The organism is Janthinobacterium sp. SUN118 (assembly GCF_030397695.1).
In the GTDB taxonomy this organism is placed as follows: Bacteria; Pseudomonadota; Gammaproteobacteria; order Burkholderiales; family Burkholderiaceae_D; genus Janthinobacterium.
This window is the reverse complement of sequence record NZ_JAPUBV010000003.1, coordinates 283647-305072: the sequence shown is the minus strand read 5'-3', so window position 1 is coordinate 305072 and position 21426 is coordinate 283647. Positions and strand designations below refer to the sequence as shown.

At 63.7% G+C, this 21426-nt stretch carries 19 protein-coding genes; 7 read left to right on the top strand and 12 right to left on the bottom strand.

Annotation, left to right across the window (positions count from 1 at the left end; translation table 11 throughout):
* Nucleotides 1–56: 56 nt before the first annotated feature.
* From O0880_RS20440 to O0880_RS20420, 5 genes are all read right to left on the bottom strand, one after another.
* On the bottom strand, nt 57–989 hold the full coding sequence (locus O0880_RS20440; protein ID WP_071324998.1) for an FAD-binding protein: 933 nt from the start codon (nt 987–989) through the stop codon (nt 57–59).
* A gap of 42 nt (nt 990–1031) precedes the next feature.
* Nucleotides 1032–1781, bottom strand: coding sequence for an electron transfer flavoprotein subunit beta/FixA family protein (locus tag O0880_RS20435; RefSeq protein WP_034759884.1), 750 nt, complete (start codon nt 1779–1781; stop codon nt 1032–1034).
* Between the two features lie 263 nt (nt 1782–2044).
* Nucleotides 2045–2272: a sulfurtransferase TusA family protein gene (locus O0880_RS20430; protein WP_010395510.1), complete on the bottom strand. Its 228-nt coding sequence runs from the start codon at nt 2270–2272 to the stop codon at nt 2045–2047.
* A gap of 235 nt (nt 2273–2507) precedes the next feature.
* Nucleotides 2508–5120, bottom strand: a complete 2613-nt coding sequence (gene alaS, locus O0880_RS20425; protein ID WP_289888447.1) for an alanine--tRNA ligase — start codon at nt 5118–5120, stop codon at nt 2508–2510.
* Between the two features lie 120 nt (nt 5121–5240).
* The gene (locus O0880_RS20420) at nt 5241–5702 is read right to left on the bottom strand and encodes a transcriptional repressor (protein ID WP_289888446.1); all 462 of its coding nucleotides are present in this window, start codon (nt 5700–5702) and stop codon (nt 5241–5243) included.
* 160 nt (nt 5703–5862) lie between these two features.
* Here O0880_RS20420 and O0880_RS20415 point away from each other — a divergent pair, with 160 nt between their 5' ends.
* A complete protein-coding gene (locus tag O0880_RS20415) occupies nt 5863–7932 on the top strand; it encodes a TonB-dependent receptor (protein WP_289888445.1) in 2070 nt (689 codons plus the stop codon).
* Nucleotides 7933–8054: 122 nt separating this feature from the next.
* On the opposite strand, the gene ugpQ is transcribed toward O0880_RS20415, so the two are convergent.
* Complete coding sequence (gene ugpQ / locus O0880_RS20410) at nt 8055–8798, bottom strand: glycerophosphodiester phosphodiesterase (protein WP_289888444.1); 744 nt, start codon at nt 8796–8798, stop codon at nt 8055–8057.
* A 213-nt stretch (nt 8799–9011) separates the two neighbouring features.
* Here ugpQ and O0880_RS20405 point away from each other — a divergent pair, with 213 nt between their 5' ends.
* Nucleotides 9012–10148 carry a histidine kinase gene (locus tag O0880_RS20405; RefSeq protein ID WP_289888443.1) on the top strand — a complete coding sequence of 379 codons (1137 nt, stop codon included), beginning with the start codon at nt 9012–9014 and terminating at the stop codon, nt 10146–10148.
* Complete coding sequence (locus O0880_RS20400) at nt 10145–11056, top strand: LytTR family DNA-binding domain-containing protein (protein ID WP_289888442.1); 912 nt, start codon at nt 10145–10147, stop codon at nt 11054–11056. The genes O0880_RS20405 and O0880_RS20400 overlap by 4 nt, the downstream gene beginning before the upstream one ends.
* 168 nt (nt 11057–11224) lie before the next feature.
* Here the strand turns inward: O0880_RS20400 and O0880_RS20395 are convergent, their stop codons facing one another.
* The gene (locus O0880_RS20395; protein WP_071325005.1) at nt 11225–11551 is read right to left on the bottom strand and encodes a hypothetical protein; all 327 of its coding nucleotides are present in this window, start codon (nt 11549–11551) and stop codon (nt 11225–11227) included.
* A gap of 170 nt (nt 11552–11721) precedes the next feature.
* Between O0880_RS20395 and O0880_RS20390 the strand changes: the two genes are divergently transcribed.
* On the top strand, nt 11722–12375 hold the full coding sequence (locus O0880_RS20390; RefSeq protein WP_289888441.1) for a hypothetical protein: 654 nt from the start codon (nt 11722–11724) through the stop codon (nt 12373–12375).
* Nucleotides 12376–12380: 5 nt separating this feature from the next.
* Here O0880_RS20390 and O0880_RS20385 read toward each other — a convergent pair whose 3' ends face one another.
* A complete protein-coding gene (locus tag O0880_RS20385) occupies nt 12381–13661 on the bottom strand; it encodes an MFS transporter (RefSeq protein WP_071325007.1) in 1281 nt (426 codons plus the stop codon).
* A 116-nt stretch (nt 13662–13777) separates the two neighbouring features.
* Here O0880_RS20385 and O0880_RS20380 point away from each other — a divergent pair, with 116 nt between their 5' ends.
* Complete coding sequence (locus O0880_RS20380; protein WP_289888440.1) at nt 13778–14680, top strand: LysR family transcriptional regulator; 903 nt, start codon at nt 13778–13780, stop codon at nt 14678–14680.
* A gap of 30 nt (nt 14681–14710) precedes the next feature.
* On the opposite strand, the gene O0880_RS20375 is transcribed toward O0880_RS20380, so the two are convergent.
* From O0880_RS20375 to O0880_RS20360, 4 genes are all read right to left on the bottom strand, one after another.
* Nucleotides 14711–15583, bottom strand: coding sequence for a hypothetical protein (locus O0880_RS20375; protein ID WP_289888439.1), 873 nt, complete (start codon nt 15581–15583; stop codon nt 14711–14713).
* 19 nt (nt 15584–15602) lie between these two features.
* Nucleotides 15603–16403: a hypothetical protein gene (locus O0880_RS20370; RefSeq protein WP_034781755.1), complete on the bottom strand. Its 801-nt coding sequence runs from the start codon at nt 16401–16403 to the stop codon at nt 15603–15605.
* The gene (locus tag O0880_RS20365; protein ID WP_071326651.1) at nt 16393–16905 is read right to left on the bottom strand and encodes a hypothetical protein; all 513 of its coding nucleotides are present in this window, start codon (nt 16903–16905) and stop codon (nt 16393–16395) included. The genes O0880_RS20370 and O0880_RS20365 overlap by 11 nt, the downstream gene beginning before the upstream one ends.
* A gap of 95 nt (nt 16906–17000) precedes the next feature.
* Nucleotides 17001–17294 (bottom strand): DnaJ domain-containing protein, encoded by a 294-nt coding sequence (locus O0880_RS20360; RefSeq protein WP_071325010.1) that lies wholly within the window; start codon nt 17292–17294, stop codon nt 17001–17003.
* A 183-nt stretch (nt 17295–17477) separates the two neighbouring features.
* Between O0880_RS20360 and O0880_RS20355 the strand changes: the two genes are divergently transcribed.
* Both O0880_RS20355 and O0880_RS20350 read left to right on the top strand, forming a co-directional pair.
* The gene (locus tag O0880_RS20355; protein ID WP_289888433.1) at nt 17478–19250 is read left to right on the top strand and encodes a glutamine--tRNA ligase/YqeY domain fusion protein; all 1773 of its coding nucleotides are present in this window, start codon (nt 17478–17480) and stop codon (nt 19248–19250) included.
* Between the two features lie 209 nt (nt 19251–19459).
* Nucleotides 19460–21304, top strand: a complete 1845-nt coding sequence (locus tag O0880_RS20350; protein WP_289888427.1) for a CHASE domain-containing protein — start codon at nt 19460–19462, stop codon at nt 21302–21304.
* Nucleotides 21305–21426 lie beyond the last annotated feature (122 nt).

Genomic DNA, 21426 nt, shown 5'->3' with positions numbered 1-21426 from the left:
CCGTGTGGGGCGGGCCGGCGTGGCTTCGTAATATACAAAACCGGATCGGGTTTAAATTAACCCAGTTCTTTCACCAGTTGCGGCACGATCTCGAACAGATCGCCGACGATGCCGTAGTCGGCCACGGCAAAGATCGGCGCTTCCGGATCCTTGTTGATGGCAACGATGGTCTTCGAATCCTTCATGCCGGCCAGATGCTGGATCGCGCCCGAGATACCGACGGCGATGTACAGCGATGGCGCGACGATCTTGCCCGTCTGGCCCACTTGCCAGTCGTTCGGCACGAAGCCGGCGTCGACGGCGGCGCGCGAGGCGCCCATGGCGGCGCCCAGCTTGTCGGCCAGCGGTTCCAGGATGTGGAAGTTTTCCGCCGAACCCATGCCACGGCCGCCGGACACGATGATTTTCGCGGCGGTCAGCTCAGGGCGGTCGGACTTGGCCAGTTCGCGGCCCACGAAGGCCGACTTGCCGTTGTCGGCGACGGCGGCGATGGTTTCGGTGGCAGCCGAACCGCCGGTGGCGGCAGCCGCATCGAAACCGGTGGTGCGCACGGTGATGACCTTGACCTTGTCGCCAGATTGCACGGTGGCAATGGCGTTACCGGCGTAGATCGGGCGCTCGAAGGTGTCGGGCGAGTCGACCTTGGTGATTTCCGAGATTTGCGCCACGTCCAGCTTGGCGGCAACGCGCGGCAGGATGTTCTTGCCGTAGGCGGTGGCCGGGGCCAGGATGTGGCTGTAGTTGCCGGCGATGGCCAGCACTTGCTCGGCCACGTTTTCGGCCAGGCCGTCGGCGAAGTATGGCGCGTCGGCCACGATGACTTTCGTCACGCCGGCGATTTGCGCGGCGGCAGCGGCGGCGGCAGCCGCGTTCGAGCCTGCGACCAGCACGTGCACGTCGCCGCCGCACTGGGCAGCCGCGGTCACGGTGTGGTGGGTGCTACCCTTTAAGGTAGCGTTGTCGTGTTCAGCAATAACTAATGCGACCATGATGTGTCCTGTAATTGTTCTGGATAAACGGCGGGGCCGCGCTTAGATGACTTTGGCTTCGGTACGCAGCTTGGCGACCAGGGTGGCCACGTCCGGTACCTTGATGCCGGCCGAGCGCTTGGCTGGCTCGACGACTTTCAAGGTTTTCAGGCGTGGCGCGACATCGACGCCCAGGTCTTCCGGCTTGACGGTCTCGAGCGGCTTTTTCTTCGCCTTCATGATGTTCGGCAAGGTCACATAGCGTGGCTCGTTCAAACGCAAATCGGTGGTGATGATCGCTGGCAAGGTCAATGCCAGGGTTTCCAGGCCGCCGTCGACTTCGCGCGTGACGGTGACCTTGCCGTCTTCCAGCACGACTTTCGAGGCGAACGTGGCTTGTGGCCAACCCAGCAGGGCTGCCAGCATCTGGCCGGTCTGGTTGCTGTCGTCATCGATCGCTTGCTTGCCCAGGATGATCAGTTGCGGCTGCTCTTTCTCGGCCAGGGATTTCACCAGCTTGGCCACGGCCAGCGGTTCCAGTTCGGTCGTCGTTTCCACCAGGATGCCGCGGTCGGCGCCGATGGCCATGGCCGTGCGCAGGGTTTCCTGGCATTGCGTCACGCCGCAGGAGATGGCGACCACTTCAGTGACCTTGCCGGCTTCCTTCAGGCGCATCGCTTCTTCCAGTGCGATCTCATCGAAAGGGTTCATCGACATTTTGACGTTGGCGGTATCGACGCCAGTGCCGTCACTCTTGACGCGGACTTTGACGTTGTAGTCGACCACGCGTTTGACGGGTACCAAGACTTTCATAGCTATGCCTTTGGGAAATTATAAAAATGACGGATCAAGTGCTGATTGTGCGTTCGATTATAAGAGAAATTTGAATCTTGAACCGAATTTAAGCACGATCGTGCGATTTTTTGTTAGAGCAATCCATCTAAACTGTCCAGCTTTGATGATTTCAGGGGGCTCGGCCGCTACGCTGCAGGGCAGCAAAAGGGCCAGAAAGTGACGCAAAAACGGCACGGCAAGGAGAAAGCCAGGCCGCGCCACGGCGGCCCCGGCTGACAGAATTATTTGCGTTGCATCAGGAAGACGAACTCGGTGCCCGTCTGCACATGCGACAGCAGGGCATTGCCCGTTTGCTTGGCAAAGGCCTGGAAGTCGCGCACGGAACCGGGATCGGTTGCCATGATGCGCAGCACTTCGCCACTTTGCAGCTCTGACAAAGCCTTCTTCGCCTTCAGAATCGGCAAGGGGCAGTTCAAGCCCCGCGCATCGAGTTCTTTGTGAAATTCCATAATCTCGGTATCAAGTAGTGTGTCGCTCATCATCAATATCCCACCATTTTTGTTGTACTGATTTTCGACATACTACTCTAAATCAGGGGCATTGACGCGCTGCACCAAAATAGTTCATCGGCTGTTGTGGGGTCACAACGGGATTCAAAAATAAATAACGGCCCGCACACACCGTCTGCGGGCCGTTTTCAAGAGGCTGTGGGGCGAAAACCCCGCATGCCTGCTAGCTTACGCTTTATTTCGCGCGTTCGCCGACCCAGGCCGGCACGCCGGCCAGGGCCTGCGTCAGGCCGCTCGGATCCGTGCCGCCGGCCTGCGCCATATCGGGGCGTCCGCCGCCTTTTCCGCCCACTTGCTGTGCAACGAAGTTCACCAGCTCGCCCGCCTTGACCCTAGAAGTCGCGTCCGCCGTCACGCCGGCGATCAGGCTGACCTTGCCATCCGCGACGCTGGCCAGCACGATGGCGGCCGTCTTCAGCTTGTCCTTCAGCTTGTCCATGGTCTCGCGCAAACGGGCCACGTCGGCGCCGTCCAGCACGGCCGCGAGCACCTTGATGCCGTTGACGTCGACGGCTTGCGTGACCAGCTCATCGCCCTGGCCCGACGCCAGCTTCGATTTCAGCGCGGCCAGCTCCTTCTCCAGCGCCTTCACGTGGTCCTGCACCTGGACGATGCGGGCCGTCAGCTCTTCCGGCTGCGCCTTCAGCGCATTGGCCGCTTCGGCCAGGCGGCGGTTGATGGTTTGCACCAGCGCCAGCGCGCCCTCGCCAGTCACTGCCTCGACGCGGCGGATGCCCGCGGCCACGCCGCTTTCGCCGATGATCTTGAACAGGCCGATGTCGCCCGTGCGCTGCACGTGGACGCCGCCGCACAGCTCTTTCGAGCTGCCGATGTCGAGCACGCGCACTTCGTCGCCGTATTTCTCGCCGAACAGGGCCATCGCGCCATGCTTGACGGCATCGTCAAACGACATCAGGTGCGCCTGCGTGGCGCGGTTTTCCAGGATCTCCTTGTTGACGATGGTTTCCACGGCGGCGATCTGTTCCGCCGTCATCGGCGCATTGTGGCTGAAGTCGAAACGGGTCTTGTCCGGATCGACGAGCGAGCCCTTTTGCGCCACGTGGCTGCCCAGCACTTCGCGCAAGGCCTTGTGCATCAAGTGCGTGGCCGAGTGGTTGCGGATGGTGCGCGCGCGCTTGGCCGTGTCGACTTCGGCCGAGACGGCGTCGCCCACCTTCAGCACGCCCGACTCGAGCACGCCGTGATGGCCAAACACGTCGGCCTGGATTTTCAAGGTGTCGCTGACGGCAAAGCGGCCGGCGCCCGAGGCGATCACGCCCTGGTCGCCCACCTGGCCGCCCGATTCCGCGTAGAACGGCGTGGTGTCGAGCACGACGATGCCCGCTTCACCGGCCTTCAGTTCAGCTACCTGCGTGCCGGCCGCGTACAGCGCCACGACCTTGCTGCTGAACGTCAATTGATCGTAGCCGACGAAGGTATTTTTCTCGCCCGTGTACTCGACCTTGCTGTCCTTGTGCGTCTTGCCGCCCTTGCGCGACAGCTCCTGGCTTTCCTTCAGGGCCGCGTCGTAGCCGGCCTGGTCGAACGTGATGCCGCGTTCGCGGCAGATGTCGGCCGTCAAGTCTGGCGGGAAGCCGTAGGTTTCGTACAGCGTGAAGGCGGTGGCGCCGTCGATGCCCGTGGCATCCTTGGCCAGCTGCGCTTCCAGCACTTTCATGCCCGTTTCCAGGGTTTCGCCGAAACGCTCTTCCTCGGCCTTCAGCATGTTGGCGACGTTGTCCTTCGCTTCTTCCAGCTCCGGATAGGCGCCGCCCATCTCGATGGCCAGGTCGGCCACCAGCTTGTAGAAGAACGGTTTCGTCTGGCCCAGCTTGTGGCCATGGCGCAAGGCGCGGCGGATGATGCGGCGCAGGACATAGGCGCGGCCTTCGCTGCCCGGAATGATGCCGTCGACGATCATGAAGGCGGCGGCGCGGATGTGGTCGGCGATCACGCGCAGCGACTTGTTTTCCAGGTCGGTGGCGCCCGTTTCGCGCGCGGCAGCCTTGATCAGGTGCTGGAACAGGTCGATCTCGTAGTTCGAATGCACGTGCTGCAGCACGGCGGCCAGGCGCTCCATGCCCATGCCCGTGTCGACGCACGGCTTCGGCAGCTTGTGCATGACGCCCGCTTCGTCGCGGTTGAACTGCATGAACACCAGGTTCCAGATTTCAATGAAACGGTCGCCGTCTTCGTCAGGCGAGCCCGGCGGGCCGCCAGGAATGTCGGCGCCGTGGTCGTAAAAGATTTCAGTGCACGGACCGCACGGCCCCGTGTCCGCCATCTGCCAGAAATTGTCCGACGCGTAGCGCGAACCCTTGTTGTCGCCGATGCGGATGATGCGCTCGGTAGGCACGCCGATTTCTTTCGCCCAGATGTCGTACGCTTCGTCATCTTCGATGTACACGGTGACCGTCAGCTTTTCAGCCGGCAAGCCATACACCTTGGTCAGCAGTTCCCACGCGTACTGAATCGCGTCGCGCTTGAAATAGTCGCCGAAGCTGAAGTTGCCCAGCATTTCAAAGAAAGTGTGATGGCGCGCCGTGTAGCCGACGTTTTCCAGGTCGTTGTGCTTGCCGCCGGCGCGCACGCAGCGCTGCACGGACGTGGCGCGCGTGTACGGGCGGCTGTCCGTGCCCGTAAACACATCCTTGAATTGCACCATGCCGCTGTTCGTCAACAGCAAGGTCGGATCGTTGCCTGGCACCAGGGAGCTGGAACGGACGATGGAATGGCCCTTGGACTCGAAAAATTTGAGGAACTTGTCGCGGATTTCAGATGATTTCATGTTTTTTTGGCAAAGAGTGGCGGCAGCTTTAAAGGGGAGATTATACGTGATATGGGGGGGCGGCAATGACGGCTGGCAAGGGCATTGTTGCGCCCGTGCCAACATCGGCAGCCTGCCCGCTCAGGCCGGGTCGTGCTGGCTTGCGCAGGCGTGCGCGGTGCCGGCAGCCCCGGCCCCGGCCGCGGCGGAGCCCGCGACGCCGGCGGCCGCATTGCAATCGGCGCAGCGGCCGTACAGGGTCAGTTCGTGGCGCTCGACGACAAAGCCTTGCGGCGCCATGCGCTTCAAGTCGCCCGGGCAATCATGCACGTCGAACACGCGCTGGCATGTGGTGCACTGAAAATGGTGGTGGTGGTGATTGGCGGCCGTGTTCGATTCGTAGCGCGGGTTTTCGCCCGGCAAGGTCACCACATGCACTTTTTCTTCCAGCACCAGCGATTTCAAATTACGGTAAACGGTGGCGATGCCCAGCTGCGTCACCTGCAGGCTGGCCTGTTCGAGGATTTCCTGCGCCGACAGCGGGCGCTGGGCCGACTCGATGGCGGCTTGAATGGCGGTTTTTTGGCGTGTTGTGCGTTCCATAGCCGACAGAATACACCATCCGCCTTTTTCCACCGCCCGGAAAAACTGTCACACAATAATGATAATGGGTTATCATTATCATCTTCAGGCAGTCACCCCATCCGGCAATGACCTGCCCAAACCCTGCCAACACCGATAGCCGATAAAGGAATTCTCGCCCATGTCCGCACCACTGCACGCTTCCCACGCCCGACCGACCCCGCTCGCCATCGCCCTCATGCTGGCCTTTGCCGCGCCCGCCAGCGCATGGGCGCAGCAGGCAGCCACCTTGCCCGCCGTCACCGTCTCGGCCAGCGCCCTGGCGCTGGGCAGCGACGACATGAGCACGCCCGTCACCGTGCTCGAAGGCGAGGAACTGGTGCGCGCCCGCGAAGCGACCCTGGGCGAAACCCTGGCCGGCCAGCCCGGCATCACGTCCAGCCATTTCGGCGCCGGCGCCAGCCGCCCCATCATCCGCGGCATGGATGGCCCGCGCGTCAAGGTGCTGTCCGACGGCGCCGAAGTGCAGGATGCCTCGACCATCAGTCCCGACCATGCTGTCGCGGCCGAGCCGATGCTGTCGGAACAGATCGAAGTGCTGCGCGGCCCGTCCGCACTCGCGTATGGCGGCGGCGCCGTGGGCGGCGTCGTCAACGTGATCGACAAGAAAATCCCCACGCGCGTGCCGGCCAAGGGTTTCGAAGGCAGCGCGGAAGTGCGCGCCAACTCGGCCGCGCGCGAAAAGGCCGGCGCCTTTGAAGTGACTGGCGGCTCCGGCAACATCGCCTTCCACGCGGAAGGCGTCAAGCGCGACGCCAAGGAATACAAGGTCGGCAGCGGCTGGCAAGGCGGCTCGAAAGTGGCCGGCAGCTACAACGAGACGGACACGGGCAGCGTGGGCGTGTCGTGGGTGGGAGCGCGCGGCTTCCTGGGCCTGGCCTTCACCAGCCAGCACGCGGAATACGGCTTGCCTGGCCACAACCATGAATTCGAGAGCTGCCACCCGCACGGCACGCATCTGCACTGCGGCGGCCATGAAGGCCACGACCACGGCGATGAAGAGGAGCACGACCATGACCACGAACACGGCAGCGTGCCGTACGTGAAGCTGAAGAGCGAGCGCTGGGATGTGCGCGGCGAATTGCGCGACCCCGTGCCCGGCTTCGCCAAGCTGCGCCTGCGCGCCGCGTTCACCGATTACAAGCACGACGAAATCGAAGGCACGGAAATCGCCACCACCTTTAAAAACAAGGGCCACGACGCGCGCCTGGAAATGGAACACCATCCCCTCTTCGGCTGGCGCGGCGTGGTCGGCCTGCAAACGTCGAAGCGCGACTTCTCGGCCCTGGGCGAGGAAGCGTACGTGGCGCCGACGGTGACCAAGAAACACGCGGCCTTCCTGGTCGAGGAATACAAGCTCGACCAATGGCGCTTCGAGGCGGGCCTGCGCCACGAATGGCAAGACATCACGGTCGACAGCCCCACCCTGCAAGACCGCAGCGCCAAGGGCACGTCCGTGTCGCTGGGCGCCGTGTGGAAATTCGCGCCCCAGTATTCGCTCGGTTCGACCATTTCGCGCACGCACCGCCTGCCCAGCGCCGAAGAGCTGTATGCACATGGCGTGCACATGGCCACGGCCACGTATGAGCTGGGCAAGGAAAACCTGGGCAAGGAAACGTCGAACAATATCGACTTGACCTTGCGCAAATATGCGGGCGCCACGACGTTCTCGGCCAGCGCCTACCGCAACAAGGTCGACAACTACATCTTCGGCTCCACGCTGGACAGCCACGAAGGCTTCCAGCTGATCCAGTACGCCCAGCGCGACGCCACGTTTACGGGCGTCGAAGGACAGATCCGCCAGCAGCTCAACCCCATGTTCGGCGCCAGCGTGTTCGGCGACTATGTGCGGGCCAAGCTGGCCAACGACGGCGGCAACCTGCCGCGCATCCCGGCCCAGCGTTTTGGCGTGAAATTCGACGCCAACTGGCAGGCGTGGAGCGGTGTGGCCGAGTTCTACCGCGTGGGCAAGCAGGATAAAGTGGCGGCGTTCGAAACGGAAACGCCGGGCTACAACATGCTGAACCTCTCGGCCAACTACGACACGCGCATCGGCACCACGCCGGCCCAGTTCTACATCAAGGCCAACAACCTGACGAACGAACTGGCGTACAGCCACACCTCGTTCATCAAGAACGCGGCGCCTTTGACGGGGCGCAATATCACGGTCGGCATGCGCGTGACGTTCTAAGGACGGCTGTCGGTCGGGTTAGGCTGTAGGTCGGGTTAGCGCAAGGCGCGTAACCGGACATCGCCACCGGCTGTGCCAACGCTGTCGTCGGATTACGCGGGGCCTTGCCCCGCTAATCCGCCCTACTCCATGGATGGAATCAGATCGATCCGGTCCGTGCAAAAACCGTCCACGCCCCAAGCCAGCAATTCGCTGGCCCGTTCGGGCGTGTTGACGGTATAGCAGAACAATCCCAACCCTGCTTCCTTGATTGCCAGCGCCAGCGCATGCGTCAGCTGCTGGTGGTCGCAATGGAGCGCCACCACGTCCAGTTCCCTTGCCTGCCGTGCCCAATCGGGCGGTATCTGTTCGACCAGCCAGCCGCGCGCCAGTTCCGGCGCCGCCTGGCGCGCCGCCTGCAAGGCTGCGGTGCTGAACGACGACAGCAAGGGTAATAATTCCCCGACGGCGATCTCTTGCGCAAAGTAATCGCGCGCGGCACGCGCCACCGCTTCGCCCGTCTGCGCGTCATGGCCGGGCGCCGGCTTGATCTCGATATTCATCCAGATGCGCTGCGCCTTGCAATACGCCGCCACGGCCTCAAACGTGGGCACGCCCTCGCCCGCGAATGCGGGGCCGAACCAGGCGCCCGCCTCCATCGCCCCCAGCTGCGCCGCCGTGTAATCGCTGACGGCGCCGCTGCCGGCCACCGTGCGCCCCAGCTCGGGGTCGTGCACGACGACGGGCACGCCGTCGGCTGCCAGCATGACGTCAAATTCCACGGCGCGGTAGCCGTAGGCGAGGCCGCAGCGCAGGGCGGCCAAGGTGTTTTCAGGCGCCAGGGTGCCGCCGCCGCGGTGCGCCAGGATGCGTGGATAGGGCCACATGGGGATTTCCTTTTTCGCGAAACTGCTGGTTCAAGACTGTCTTGCCGTACTATTGCGCGCAGGGAGCAAAAAGTAAAGCGGGGCCGCTTGGCGCCGCCATGGCGCTTCTGGCGCCGTGCCGGTACCGTTTCGTCGCAGCCCTGTTGCGCCGCCGGCAACGCTGGCAGACAATGCCCCATCGCTCAACGCTCCTTGCCACCACCAGACACGCGCATGAAATCCGACGCCCGCACCGCTGACGCTCCAGCCCCCTCCAAGGCCCGCTCACCCTACTACCGCATGCTGCCCGATGCGCGCTATGCGCTGGCGCTGAACGCGATCTGCGCACTCGTCATCACCTACATCCTCAATCCCGGCAGCCATCTTGGACAGAACATGGTCGCCTCGATGTGCATCGGCACGATCGCCTTCCTGCTGATCGACGGCATCCGCCTGACCCTGTGGGGCGATGGCCAGCGGCCGAAGTTCCTGCCTTTCCTGCTGATCATCGCGTTCTCCGTGCCCGTGGCACAAGTGCTGGGCCTGCTCCTGTTCGGCTGGCTGACGGGCGTGGAGGTGGGCGGCATGGAAAACCTGATTCCCACCAGGATGATGGGCACGCTGGTCTTCACCCTGCTGGTCACGGGCGGCGCCGTGCTGTTTTTCTCCAGCCGCGAAAAGATTGCACGCCTGCAAATGGCGGCAGCCGAGGAAAAGGCCCGCGCCGAATCCGTGGCGCGCCAGGCCATGCAGGCCCAGCTGCAACTGCTGCAGGCGCAGATCGAACCGCACATGCTGTTCAACACCCTGGCCAACCTGCAAGGCTTGATCGGCTTCGACCCCGACCGCGCCCAGCTCCTGCTCGACCAGCTGATCCAGTATCTGCGCGCCACCCTGACTTCCTCGCGCGCCGCATCCACCACGCTGGGCCAGGAATTTACGCTGATGCAAGCCTACCTGGGCCTGATGACCGTCCGCATGGGCGCGCGCCTGCGCTTTACGCTGGACTTGCCTAACGCCTTGCGCGACATCAAGGTGCCGCCCATGCTGCTGCAGCCGCTGGTGGAAAATGCCATCCAGCACGGACTGGAACCGAAGATCGAAGGCGGCCACATCCACGTACAGGCGGCCATGGCCGGCGGCCTGCTGACCCTGACCGTCGCCGACGACGGCCTGGGACTCGATCATCCGGGCCAGACCAAGGGCACGCAGCTGGGCGTATCGAACATCCGCGCACGCCTGCACGTCATGTACGGCGCCGCCGCCAGCCTGTCGCTGGACGCCAGCACGCCGGCCGGCGTCGTCGCGCGCCTGGCCCTGCCCCTTTCCTCCACCACCACCACTACCACCACTACGAGCGCCCTTCCATGACCGACCACACGACCGCCGCGCGCGCCCTGATCGCCGAAGATGAACCGATACTCGCCGCCGCCCTCGCGCATGCCTTGCAACGGCTATGGCCCGAACTCGACATCGTGGCCACCTGCCCGAATGGCGTCGACGCCGTGCGGCAAGGCCTGGCGCTGCAACCCGACATACTCTTTCTCGACATCAAGATGCCGGGCAAGACAGGCCTGGAAGCGGCCGAGGAGCTGGCCGAGCAATGGCCGGACGGCGCGCCATTCCCGCACATCGTCTTTGTCACCGCCTATGACGAGTACGCGCTGGCCGCCTTCGAGCATGCGGCCGCCGACTACGTGTTAAAGCCCGTCAACGACACGCGCCTGGGCAAGACGGTGGAACGCCTGCAGCAGCGCTGGCAGGACAGCCAGGCCGCGGCAAGGGCAGCAACAGGTTCAACAGATTCAATCGCGCCAGCCTCGCCGGCACCCACGGTCACCGGCGAGGCCAGCGCCAATGCCAATGCCAATGCCAACGTCAACAGCGAGGCCGCCAGCGACGCCAGGCTGGCCCATCTGTTGGCCCAGCTGCAGGCGATGGTGCCGCCCGCCCCGCGCCTGCAAATGATACGGGCGGCCGTCGGCAACAGCGTGCGCATGATCGCGCTGGCCGACATCTTGTATTTCGAAGCGCTCGACAAATACATCAATGTCGTGTGCCGCGACAGCGAAGCGCTGATACGCACGAGCCTGAAGGAACTGCTGCCCCAGCTTGATCCACAACAATTCTGGCAAATCCACCGGGGTACCATCGTCAATGCCAGCGCCATCGCCAGCGCCGTGCGCGATGAAGCAGGCAAGCTGTCGCTGACCCTGCGCCAGCACCCGGCGCAACTGCGCGTCAGCCCCTTGTATGCCCATCTGTTCCGCCAGATGTAAAACCGTTACGACGCCTGACAAAACCGTGCTGACAAAACCCTGGCGAGCGGGTGTGAAGCTCGGCGCCCCGTTGGCCAGAGAAACACGGCTGCGCGAATGCACGGGGACGCCGGGCCGGTGAGCATCGCAGGCCGCGCCCCACGACGCGCAGCAGGTTTTGACAGGCGTTCAATGCAGCTGGTGCTTCAAGTCCGATAATTCGTTGTGGACCTTCAGCACGGCGCGCTGCATTTCCGGCGTCAGGCCGGCCGCCGTGCCGCACGCCCGCTTGGCGCGGTCGCCCAGCGATTCCATCTGGTCGACGGCCTGGCGGATGCGCGCATCGTCATGCGTCTCGATGGCTTGCCGCACGGCGCTCTTTTGCTGGTCCATCTGATTGAGGCAATCCTTCAAGTCCATCGGCATGCCCTGCTGCTTGCCGCACAGCTGCGCCGCCTCGCCGATCGCTTGCTCGATGGAACCAAAGCGCCGCGCCACTTCCTTTGCCTGCAACATGGTGATCTCCTCTTCGCGTGATGTCTTCCTGATTGGATCATCCGGCTGGCGCAGGGTTCCCTGGCGGCCGCCCTGGCGTTGAAATTGCCAAGAGGAACTTTTTTGTAAGCGCTTGTGACATTTTAGATAATTATCAAATACCTCAGATACATTGGCGTACCTGAACCACCATGTCCTCCATGACCTCGTTGCCATCCCTGCCCCGCCGCGCTCCCGGCCTGCTGCTGATCGTCCTGCTGCACGTGGGCCTGACCTATATCTTCCTGCAGTCGCGGCCCCGCGTTGCCACTGACGGGGATCTGCCGCGGGGTCCGGCCATCGCCTGGCTGCGCCACACGCCCGCTGCGCCCCCGAAGCCGGTACCGTCGCCCAGCGCAAAACCAGTGGCCGCGAACCTGCCGCGCAGGCCGGTGCCGGCACCCATCAGCCGCCCCCTGCCCGCCCCAACCGTCGAGCAGGCCCCGCCGCCGGCGCCTGCAACGCCGGAAGCGGTCACGCTCGCCACGCCACCGAGCGCGGCCGATATCCTCGCGCAAGCCAAACGCGACGTGGGCAAGATCGACAGGGAGCTGCGCAAGGAATTCCCGCAGCGGGGCGGGGAGAAATTCGAGGACACGGGCTTCAAGCGCATGCAGCAAGGCTTTGCCGAGGCCTACGCGGCCGTGCCGCCGAAATGGTACGAGGCGTCGAAAATCGAGGAGGTGGGCGCGAATGCGGCCAAGGGCAGCCGCACCTACAAGATCACCAGCGCGCTGGGCACCTTGTGCGTGACCACGCGCGCGGGCAAGAATGGGGAAACGATGATCGGCATGTGCCCGAAATAGCCGCCTCAGCCCACCGCTTCGCGCGCGCCCAGCGGCTGCAGGTGGCGCAGGCGCAGGGCGATCAGCACGCCGCCGCCCAGGCATACACCCAGCATGGCGACCACGCCCGTCCAGCCGTCGAAGCCCCACATCATGCCCGAGGCGGAACCGATCAGGCTCGAGCCCAGGTAATAGAACAGCAGGTAGAAGGCCGAGGCCAGCGCCTGCGGCGCGCGGGCGCGGCGGCTGACCCAGCTGCTGGCGATCGAGTGCGAGGCAAAGAAGCCGAACGTGGCCAGCGCCATGCCGCCGACGATCAGCGGCAGCGAGTCGAACAGGGTCAGCAAAATACCGGAAAGCATCACCGACAGCATGATCCACAGCACGCCCCGGCGCCCCAGGCGGTCCACCAGGCGGCCCGCCCAGACGGAGCTGAAGATGCCGATCAGATACAAGAAGGCCAGCAAGCCGACCGTGCTCTGGCGCAGACTGAACGGCGCGGCCAGCAGGCGGTAGCCGATGTAGTTGTACAGGCTGACGAAACAGCCCATCAGCACGAAGGCCAGGCAGAACAGCCACGGCAAGCCACGGTCGGAAAAATGCTGCCCGATGGCGTGCGGCAAGGCATTCCAGCCCTTGGTGCTGGGCACGAAGTTTTTCGACGCCGGCAGGCTGCGCCAGAACTCGGCTGCCGCCAGCACGCCGGCCACGCCCAGCACGCCCAGGGCCCAGCGCCACGAGAGGAAATCGCTGAGCATGGACGCCACCAGCCGCCCCGACATGCCGCCAAACGCGCTGCCGGCGATGTACAGGCCCATCGACAGGCCCAGCGACGGCCCCTCGATTTCCTCGCCCAGATAGGCCATGGCCACGGCCGGCATGCCGCCCAGTGCCACGCCCAGCGCGGCGCGGATGGCCAGCAGCTGCGCGTAATCCTGCGCGAACGCGGACAGCACCGTCAGGATGGCGGCAGCAAACATCGACGCCACCATCAGCGGCTTGCGCCCGACCCGGTCCGACACGGCGCTGAGCAGCACCAGCGAAATGGCCAGCAAGCCGCTCGACACGGACAGCGACCAGCTGCTTTGCGCCGGCGTCAGATGAAACTGCTGCGACAGCAGCGGGAACAGGGGCTGGATGCAATACAGCAGGCTGAAGGTCGAAAAGCCGCCGAAGAACAGCGCGCGGTTGCTGCGCTTGAATTCGATGGATCCCTTGGCGATGGCCGTGCGGGGCGCCGGAGCGGGAGCGGAAACCGGAATGGCGGATGGGGCGGCGGGAGCAAAGGCAAGCGATGAATCAGACATGGCCGTGTTTCGGAAGAGGAAGCGAGTCTCCATGTTAGGATTGCCAACTCATATCGTCCAATATATATTTAAGGCCCAACTCATACTTTAAAACGATTACTGGATCGACCTATCCTATGGAATTGCGCCACCTGCGTTACTTCGTCGCCGTCGCCGAGGAGCTGCACTTCACGCGCGCCGCCGAGCGCCTGCACATCGGCCAGCCGCCGCTGAGCCAGCAAATCCAGGCGCTGGAAGCGGAACTCGGTGCGCAGTTGTTCGAACGCAACAAGCGCTCCGTGCGGCTGACGCAGGCCGGCCGCCTCTTCCTCGACGATGCGCGGCGCATCCTGGCCCTGTCGGAACAGGCGGCCGTCACGGCGCGCCGGGCCCAGCGGGGCGAAGCGGGAGAGCTGCGCATCGGCTTTACCTTTTCCACGCCATTTACGCCGTACTTCGCCACCGTCATCAACCGCTACCGCCAGCAATTCCCGCACGTCACATTGACCTTGCACGAGATGGCGACCCTGCATCAGCTGGTAGCGATCAGTGGCCGTACCATGGACCTGGGCTTCGTGCGCCCGCCGGAAACGGCCTACCCCGACGATATCAAGCTGACGGAACTGCGCCAGGACCCGCTGTTCCTCGTGCTGCCCGTCGCCCATGCGCTGGCGGCCAAGCGCAGCATCGCCATCGCCGACATGGCGGGCGAGGCGTTTGTCATGTATCCCAAGGATGCGGGCACGGGGATTTATCCGCAGATCTTCCGCCTGTGCAAGGCGGCCGGCTTCGTGCCCCACGTGGCGCAGGAAGCGGGCGAAGCGTCGACCATCATCGGCCTGGTGGCGGCCGGCTGCGGCATTTCCGTGCTGCCCGCCTCGTTCGACCGCATCCGCATGGACGGCGTGTGCTACCGCCCGATCGCCGACCCGCAGGCGACCACCAGCCTGCTACTGGCGCAACGGGAAGAAGAGACGTCGCCGCTGGTGGCGGCGTTCGTCAAGCTGGCGGCAGAGGCTGCCATGGAAGTGGGAGCGTAGGCCGGCAGGCGCCGGCCTGCGTGAGCGGCGCTACGAGTAGTCGGCGTCCAGTTCGGAACCGGCGTAATTCTCCAGGTCCTCGAACAGGCTCTTCATGCTGGCCCGCGTGAGGATTTTATGCACGACGGTGCAGCTGCGGCGGTAGGAGGCGATGCGGTCGAGCAGCACCGGGTGATGCTGGACGGGCACCTTGGCCACCAGGGCGGCCCAGCCTTCCTCGAAGTCCGGCTTGTTCTTGCGCACGGAACGCACGAAACGCTCGAACTCCTTCTGCCCCGTGCGCGCGATGATGCGCCCGCCGCCCTCGATGGCGAAGATGATGGCCAGGGCGATGACGCCCTCGGCATTCAAGTCGCTGTCGCTGACGGGACCGTTGTCATGGTGGCGGCGCAGCCAGCTGGCCAGGCGCACGACGGCTTGCACTTCCTTGCGCTGTTGCAACTGCAGCGCATATTTTTCATAGCCGGCCCAGTTCTGGTTCGGGTCGGCCTGGCAAATATCGATGAACAGCTCGCGCAGCCGGCGCTGCAGGTAGACGGGGTCCTGGTCGTATTCGCCGACGAGGGCGTCTTCGGGCAGCTGCGACAATTCCTTGATCAGGCGAAAGCCCACCTGGAACGCGTGCTCGGCGCCGTGCTCGACGAGAAAGTCGAGCGCGGCCTGGTCGCCTTCATGCGTGACGGCCTGCTCCAGGCCCAGCGACACGCCGCCCACGGTCAGGTACAGCGCCTTCTGGATGCCGTCGGCCGTGCGTTCATTGGTGAACTTCTCGGCCACCATGGCCGTGATGCCCGTCAATTCGTCGGCCAGGTTCAGCGCCGCGTCCTCGCGCGGGTCGTTCGGCAGCAGCTTGATGGCGCGCACCAGGCGCGGAAGATTCTCTACAACAATTGCTGGCAGCATCAGTCGTTCCCTGCTTTCATCACGAGAAAATGCCGGTGCCCAGGCTGCGGCGCGTACTGCTGCGCGGCGCGCTGCGCGTGCTCGGCACTTGCTTGCGCAGGCGGTACAGCAATTCCTTGGTACTGCGCTGCAACATGGTCGGTTCTTCGTCCGGGTCGTCCGAATATTCGGCGTCGGCCAGGTCGGCGCTGTGGCGGAAGTCGGGGAACAGCTCGAACAGCGAACGGTCCCAGCCGTCTTCATTCGCCTGCGCCAGTTCGATGGCCAGCGGCACGACGTCGTTGTCGGACGAGGTCACGCCCGTCACGTACGGCCCCTTGATGACGATTTCGCCCGCCACTTCGAGGATTTCCTTCGGCGCCATCGAGAACAGGATGGCGAAGGCCGTCGCGCCCCAGTCGGTGGCCGACGCTTCCAGCAGCAGCTCGCGGCGACGCTCGGCGTCGTCGGTGGAAAACACCACGCCGTGGATGTGCGCGAACAGCGCTTCGGCGATGCGTTCCGGATCGTCCTCGATCTGGTCGTCGCTCCAGGTGGCGGCGATGAAGGCCAGGCTGTCGGCCCAGGCCTTCGGCGGCACCAGCAAGGTTGCCAGCGACATCTTGCCGCCGTCGAAACCGGCCAGGTGCAGGGCCGTCACCTGCGGCGGGATGGCGTTCAGCACTTCCACCACGGCCAGGTCGCCATACTGGTCGGCCGCGTCGGCAAACGCCTGCTCGGCGTGGCCCAGCGAACCGGACAATACCAATTCCGTGACCTGTTTCGTCAGCGCGGGAAGATTGCTCTTTTGATCCGCATTTTGCTTGTCATTATCTGCCATGGTCATCTCCATCCTGGTCAAACATCTGGGCGAAATCGTCGGTCGCTTCGTCTTCGTCGTGCTCGTCGTCGCCGTCGTCATTGGCGGCCAGCTGGTCGAGCGACTGGTCGTCGTCGTCCCACAGGCGCGGATTCTTGTGCAGGAAGGCGGTGATGATGGCCTGGCGCGCCAGGTCCGGGAAGCTCTCTTCGATGGCGGCGTACATCTTCGCCGCCTCGGGCGCGGCGCAGCTCGCCATGGAGAACACGCGGGCCGGGTCGCCGAACTCGTAGTCTTCGCTTTCGGCCAGCAAGCCTTTCGGGTCGCTGAACGTGATGTGGTCGACCAGCGCGAAGGCCAGCATGTTCACGTCTTCGATACCGCCGCCGCTCGCGTACTCGCCGACCAGCGCGTCGACCATGCTTTTATAGTTCTTGCGGTTCGGCGGGTCGCCGAGGATGCCTTCGATCTGGCCTTCCAGCTCGCGCGACTGGTACGCGAATTCAGGGTGTACTCTTCTCATGCTGTGCTTTCCAATGTAATACGCGGCGCTGTCATAGATAAGCGCCATTGTTATTTTTCAAATTATTCAGGCTGGCCAGGCGGCCGCCAGCGCCTTCAATCAGCCGGAAGCGCGGTGCCATGCAGGCGGAACACGCCGCACCACAAGGCGTACGCTTCCGCTTCCGGGTCGATGATGATGCGGTGGTTCACGCTCTGGTCGTATTCGGCCCGCTTGGCCGGGTCGGCCAGGATCTCGTAAGCCTTGGTGACGCTCTTGAAGCGCGCCTCGGCGCCGGGGGCCTGGTTGCGGTCGGGGTGAAAGCGCATGGCCAGCGAGCGGTAAACCTTCTTGATTTCATCGTCGCTGGCATTGGGCGCGACACCGAGGACGTTATATAAATTTTCCATATGAGGCTCCGGGGTCACGTTTTCTTTGCTAATTAAAGGCGAATTATCCTATAGAACGGCGCCGGCGTCGCTTGCATGGCTGAATATGCGGGCAAATACCGGTGAATTGGCAGCGAATTGGTCGTATCCAAGCGCTTGCGGTACGGTAAAATGCTCTTTACTGTCACTCTTCCGCATTGATCAATGAGCAACGATAAACATAGTACCGCTGCCGCCGCTCCGGCGCTGGCGCCCAATTTCTTGCGTAACATCATCGAAGCCGACCTGGCTGCCGGCACCCATGTGCGTCCCGGCCTGCCCCAGGTGATCACGCGTTTCCCGCCGGAGCCGAACGGCTACCTGCACGTGGGCCACGCCAAGTCGATCTGCGTCAACTTCGGCCTGGCGCGCGACTACGCCGGCCAGTGCAACCTGCGCTTCGACGACACCAATCCGGCCAAGGAAGAGCAGGAATACGTCGACACCATCATGGACAGCGTGAAATGGCTGGGCTTTGACTGGGAACCGAAGAATGGCGACGGCCAGAGCCACCTGCACTACGCGAGCGACTATTTCGACCAGCTGTACGCGATGGCCGAATACCTGATCACGGCCGGCTTCGCCTATGTCGACAGCCAGAGCGCCGAAGACATGGCCGCCAACCGCGGCAATTTCGGCCAGGCCGGCAAGAATTCGCCGTTCCGCGACCGTCCGCGCGACGAATCGCTGGCCCTGTTCCGCGCCATGAAGGCGGGCCAGTTCAAGGATGGCGAGCACATCCTGCGCGCGAAGATGAGCGAAGATGCCATGAGTTCGCCGAACATGAACTTGCGCGATCCGGCCATCTACCGCATCCGCCACGCGCACCACCACCGCACGGGCGACGCCTGGTGCATTTATCCGATGTACGACTACACGCACCCGATCTCGGACGCGCTGGAAAACATCACGCATTCGATCTGCACGCTGGAATTCCAGGACCACCGCCCCTTCTACGACTGGCTGCTGGAAACCCTGGCCGCCGGCGGCTTCTTCCAGCAACCGGTGCCGCACCAGTTCGAATTCTCGCGCCTGAACCTGACCTACATCGTCACCAGCAAGCGCAAGCTGCGCCAGCTGGTGGAAGAAAAAATCGTCGACGGCTGGGACGACCCGCGCATGCCGACCCTGGTGGGCATGCGCCGCCGCGGCTACACGCCGGAAGCGATCCAGCTGATGTGCGAACGCACGGGCGTGACGAAATCGGACGGCTGGATCGACTACAGCGTGCTCGAAGGCTGTTTGCGCGAAGACCTGGACCCGAAGGCGCCGCGCACGGTGGCCGTGCTGCGTCCGCTGAAACTGATCATCGACAATTTCCCTGAAAACGAGAGCGTGGAATGCACGGCGCCCGTGCACCCGCACTTCCCCGAGCGCGGCCTGCGCACCTTCCCCATCTCGCGCGAGCTGTGGATCGAGGAAGACGACTTCATGGAAGTGCCGAACAAGGGCTATTTCCGCCTGTATCCGCCGATCGACGACAAGCCGGGCAGCAAGGTGCGTTTGCGCTACGGCTATGTGATCGAGTGCACGGGCTTTGACAAGGATGCCGACGGCAAGGTCATCGCCGTGCATTGCACCTACTTCCCGGACAGCAAGTCGGGTACGGAAGGCAGCGCCAACTACAAGGTCAAGGGCAATATGCACTGGGTCAGCGCGCCGACGGCGATTGCCGCCGAAGTGCGCCTGTACGACCGCCTGTTTACCGACCCGCAGCCGGACGCGGGCGGCAAGGACTTCAAGCTGGCCTTGAATCCGCTGGCCAAGGAAGTGGTGCAAGCGTGGCTGGAACCGGGCGCGGAACTGGCCCAGCCGGAACAGCGCTTCCAGTTCGAGCGCCACGGCTACTTCGCGGCCGACCGGATCGACAGCCAGCCGGGCAAGCCCGTCTTCAACCGCATCGTCACCCTGAAGGACAGCTGGCAGCCTGCCAAGTAAAGCGCCAGACGACCCACGAAAAAACCGCTGCGGCGGTTTTTTTTCGTTTCAAGCCGATGCTTTACAAGAGAAACATTGCCAGTTGACTACATTAACAATAGTTTTGTATATTGTGCACCTATTGAGCAATTTACAATTGTACTTGTGCAAGCCAGCAAGGCCACCGCCCCTCAGGCGGCACCCGATTCCACCTCCTGATGCGGATTGCGATGTCCTCTACTGCCGGCGAGCAACAGTTATCCCCTGAAAAAAAACCGCTGTGGCTGCTCGGTTTCATGCTGTCGCTGATGGTAGGCATGCTGTTCTACATGGCCGCCTCGCTGTCGATCGAGAACGATGCCAGCGAACTGTTCAACAATCTGGCGCGCAACGCCAGGCAAAACATCGAATCACGCGTCAAATCGTATGCCGACCTGCTGCGCGGCGCGGCCAGCCTGTTCCGCGCCAACGAACATGTGAGCCGCGAGCAATTCCACCGCTACGTGGCGAATATGGACTTGAAGCAGAACTTCCCCGGCGTGATGAATCTCAATTACGCCCAGGAAGTGAGCGCGGCGCAGTACCCCGCATTCGAGGCGGCCATGCGGCGCGATTATCCGGCCGGGCGCGATGGCTACCCCGCCTTCGCCATCCACCCTCCCGGGCCGCGCGAACATTATTCCGTGCTCGTGTACATCGAGCCGATCGCCAGCGCCACGGATAAATATGGCTACGACATCTCTGCGCGCCCGCTGATCGCCGAGGCGCTGGCGCAGTCGCGCGACTCCAGTCACATCAGCAATTCCGGCATGCCCGTGCCGATGCAGAGCCGGCCGCAGCTGACGGGCATGGCCATGCGCCTGCCCGTGTATCGCATCGGCATGCCGACCGACACCGTGGAACAGCGGCGCGCGGCCCACCAGGGCTCGGTCGGCATCGGCTACGATCTGGTGACGATGGTGCGCAACACGCTGACCGACATGCCGGTACGCAATGTCCGCCTGACCCTGTTCGATATCGGCCCGCAAGCGCGCACCCCGCTGGACTTGCCGCACGACATGCGCCCCATCTTTGACAGCGCGGCGGGCCTGCACGCGCCCTGGTGGCAGCCTGGCAGCTCGAGCAAGTTTCTGAGCAGCACGATGCTGATCGAGCACAATGGCCGCGTCTGGCAAGCGCTGTTCAGCGTGCGCAAGAACGACTTGTATACACGCTTCGACGCCTTCCTGCCGTGGCTGGCCCTGCTGATCGGCTTTACCAGCGCCATGCTGCTGTACACCTTGTTCCACACGCTGGCCTCGTCGCGCCGGCGCGCCATCCAGATGGCGAACGGCATGACGGAAGAATTGCGGGCCAGCCAGATCCGCTTGCAGCTGTCGCACCAGAAACTGCGCCGCCTGGCGGCCCATGCCGACCAGATCAAGGAAGAGGAGCGCAAGCGCATCGCGCGCGAAATTCACGATGACCTGGGCCAGAACCTGCTGGTGCTGCGCATCGACGCCGACATGCTGGCCTCGCGCACGCAGCGGCGCCACCCGCGCCTGAACGCCCGCGCCCGCTCTACCCTGGATCAGATCGACGTCACCATCAAGAGCGTGCGCCAGATCATCAACGACTTGCGCCCTACCGTACTCGACCTGGGCGTGAATGCGGCCGTCGAATGGCAGGTGGCGCAGTTCCGCCTGCGCACGGGCATCGCCTGCGAAGTAAGCGAGAGCCATGACGACATTTGCCTGAGCGACCAGTGCGCGACGGCGCTGTTCCGCATCCTGCAAGAATCGCTGAGCAACATTTCCCAGCACGCCAATGCCAGCCGCGTGCAAGTCAAGCTGGAGAAGTGCCGCGACACGGTGTCGATGAGCATCAGCGACAACGGCGTGGGCGCGGCCATCGACGGACGCAACAAGCTGGGCTCGTTTGGCCTGGTCGGCATCGAGGAACGCATCAAGCTGCTGGGCGGCACCTTCTATATCGAGAGCAGTCCCGGCGCCGGCATGAGCGTGCATGTCAGCGTGCCGCTGAGCGCCGATGCCACCCGCTTCCCCTACCTGGAAGAAAGCAAGGCCAACGCCTGAGGGACGCTGCGCACTTGAAGCAAGCTCAGCTTGCGTATTTTGTAATTAGATGCAATATTGACGTAGAACAACTCATAGCGCTTGCCCCATGGGCCAGGCATCCGTCCACCCCTTGCCAGGAG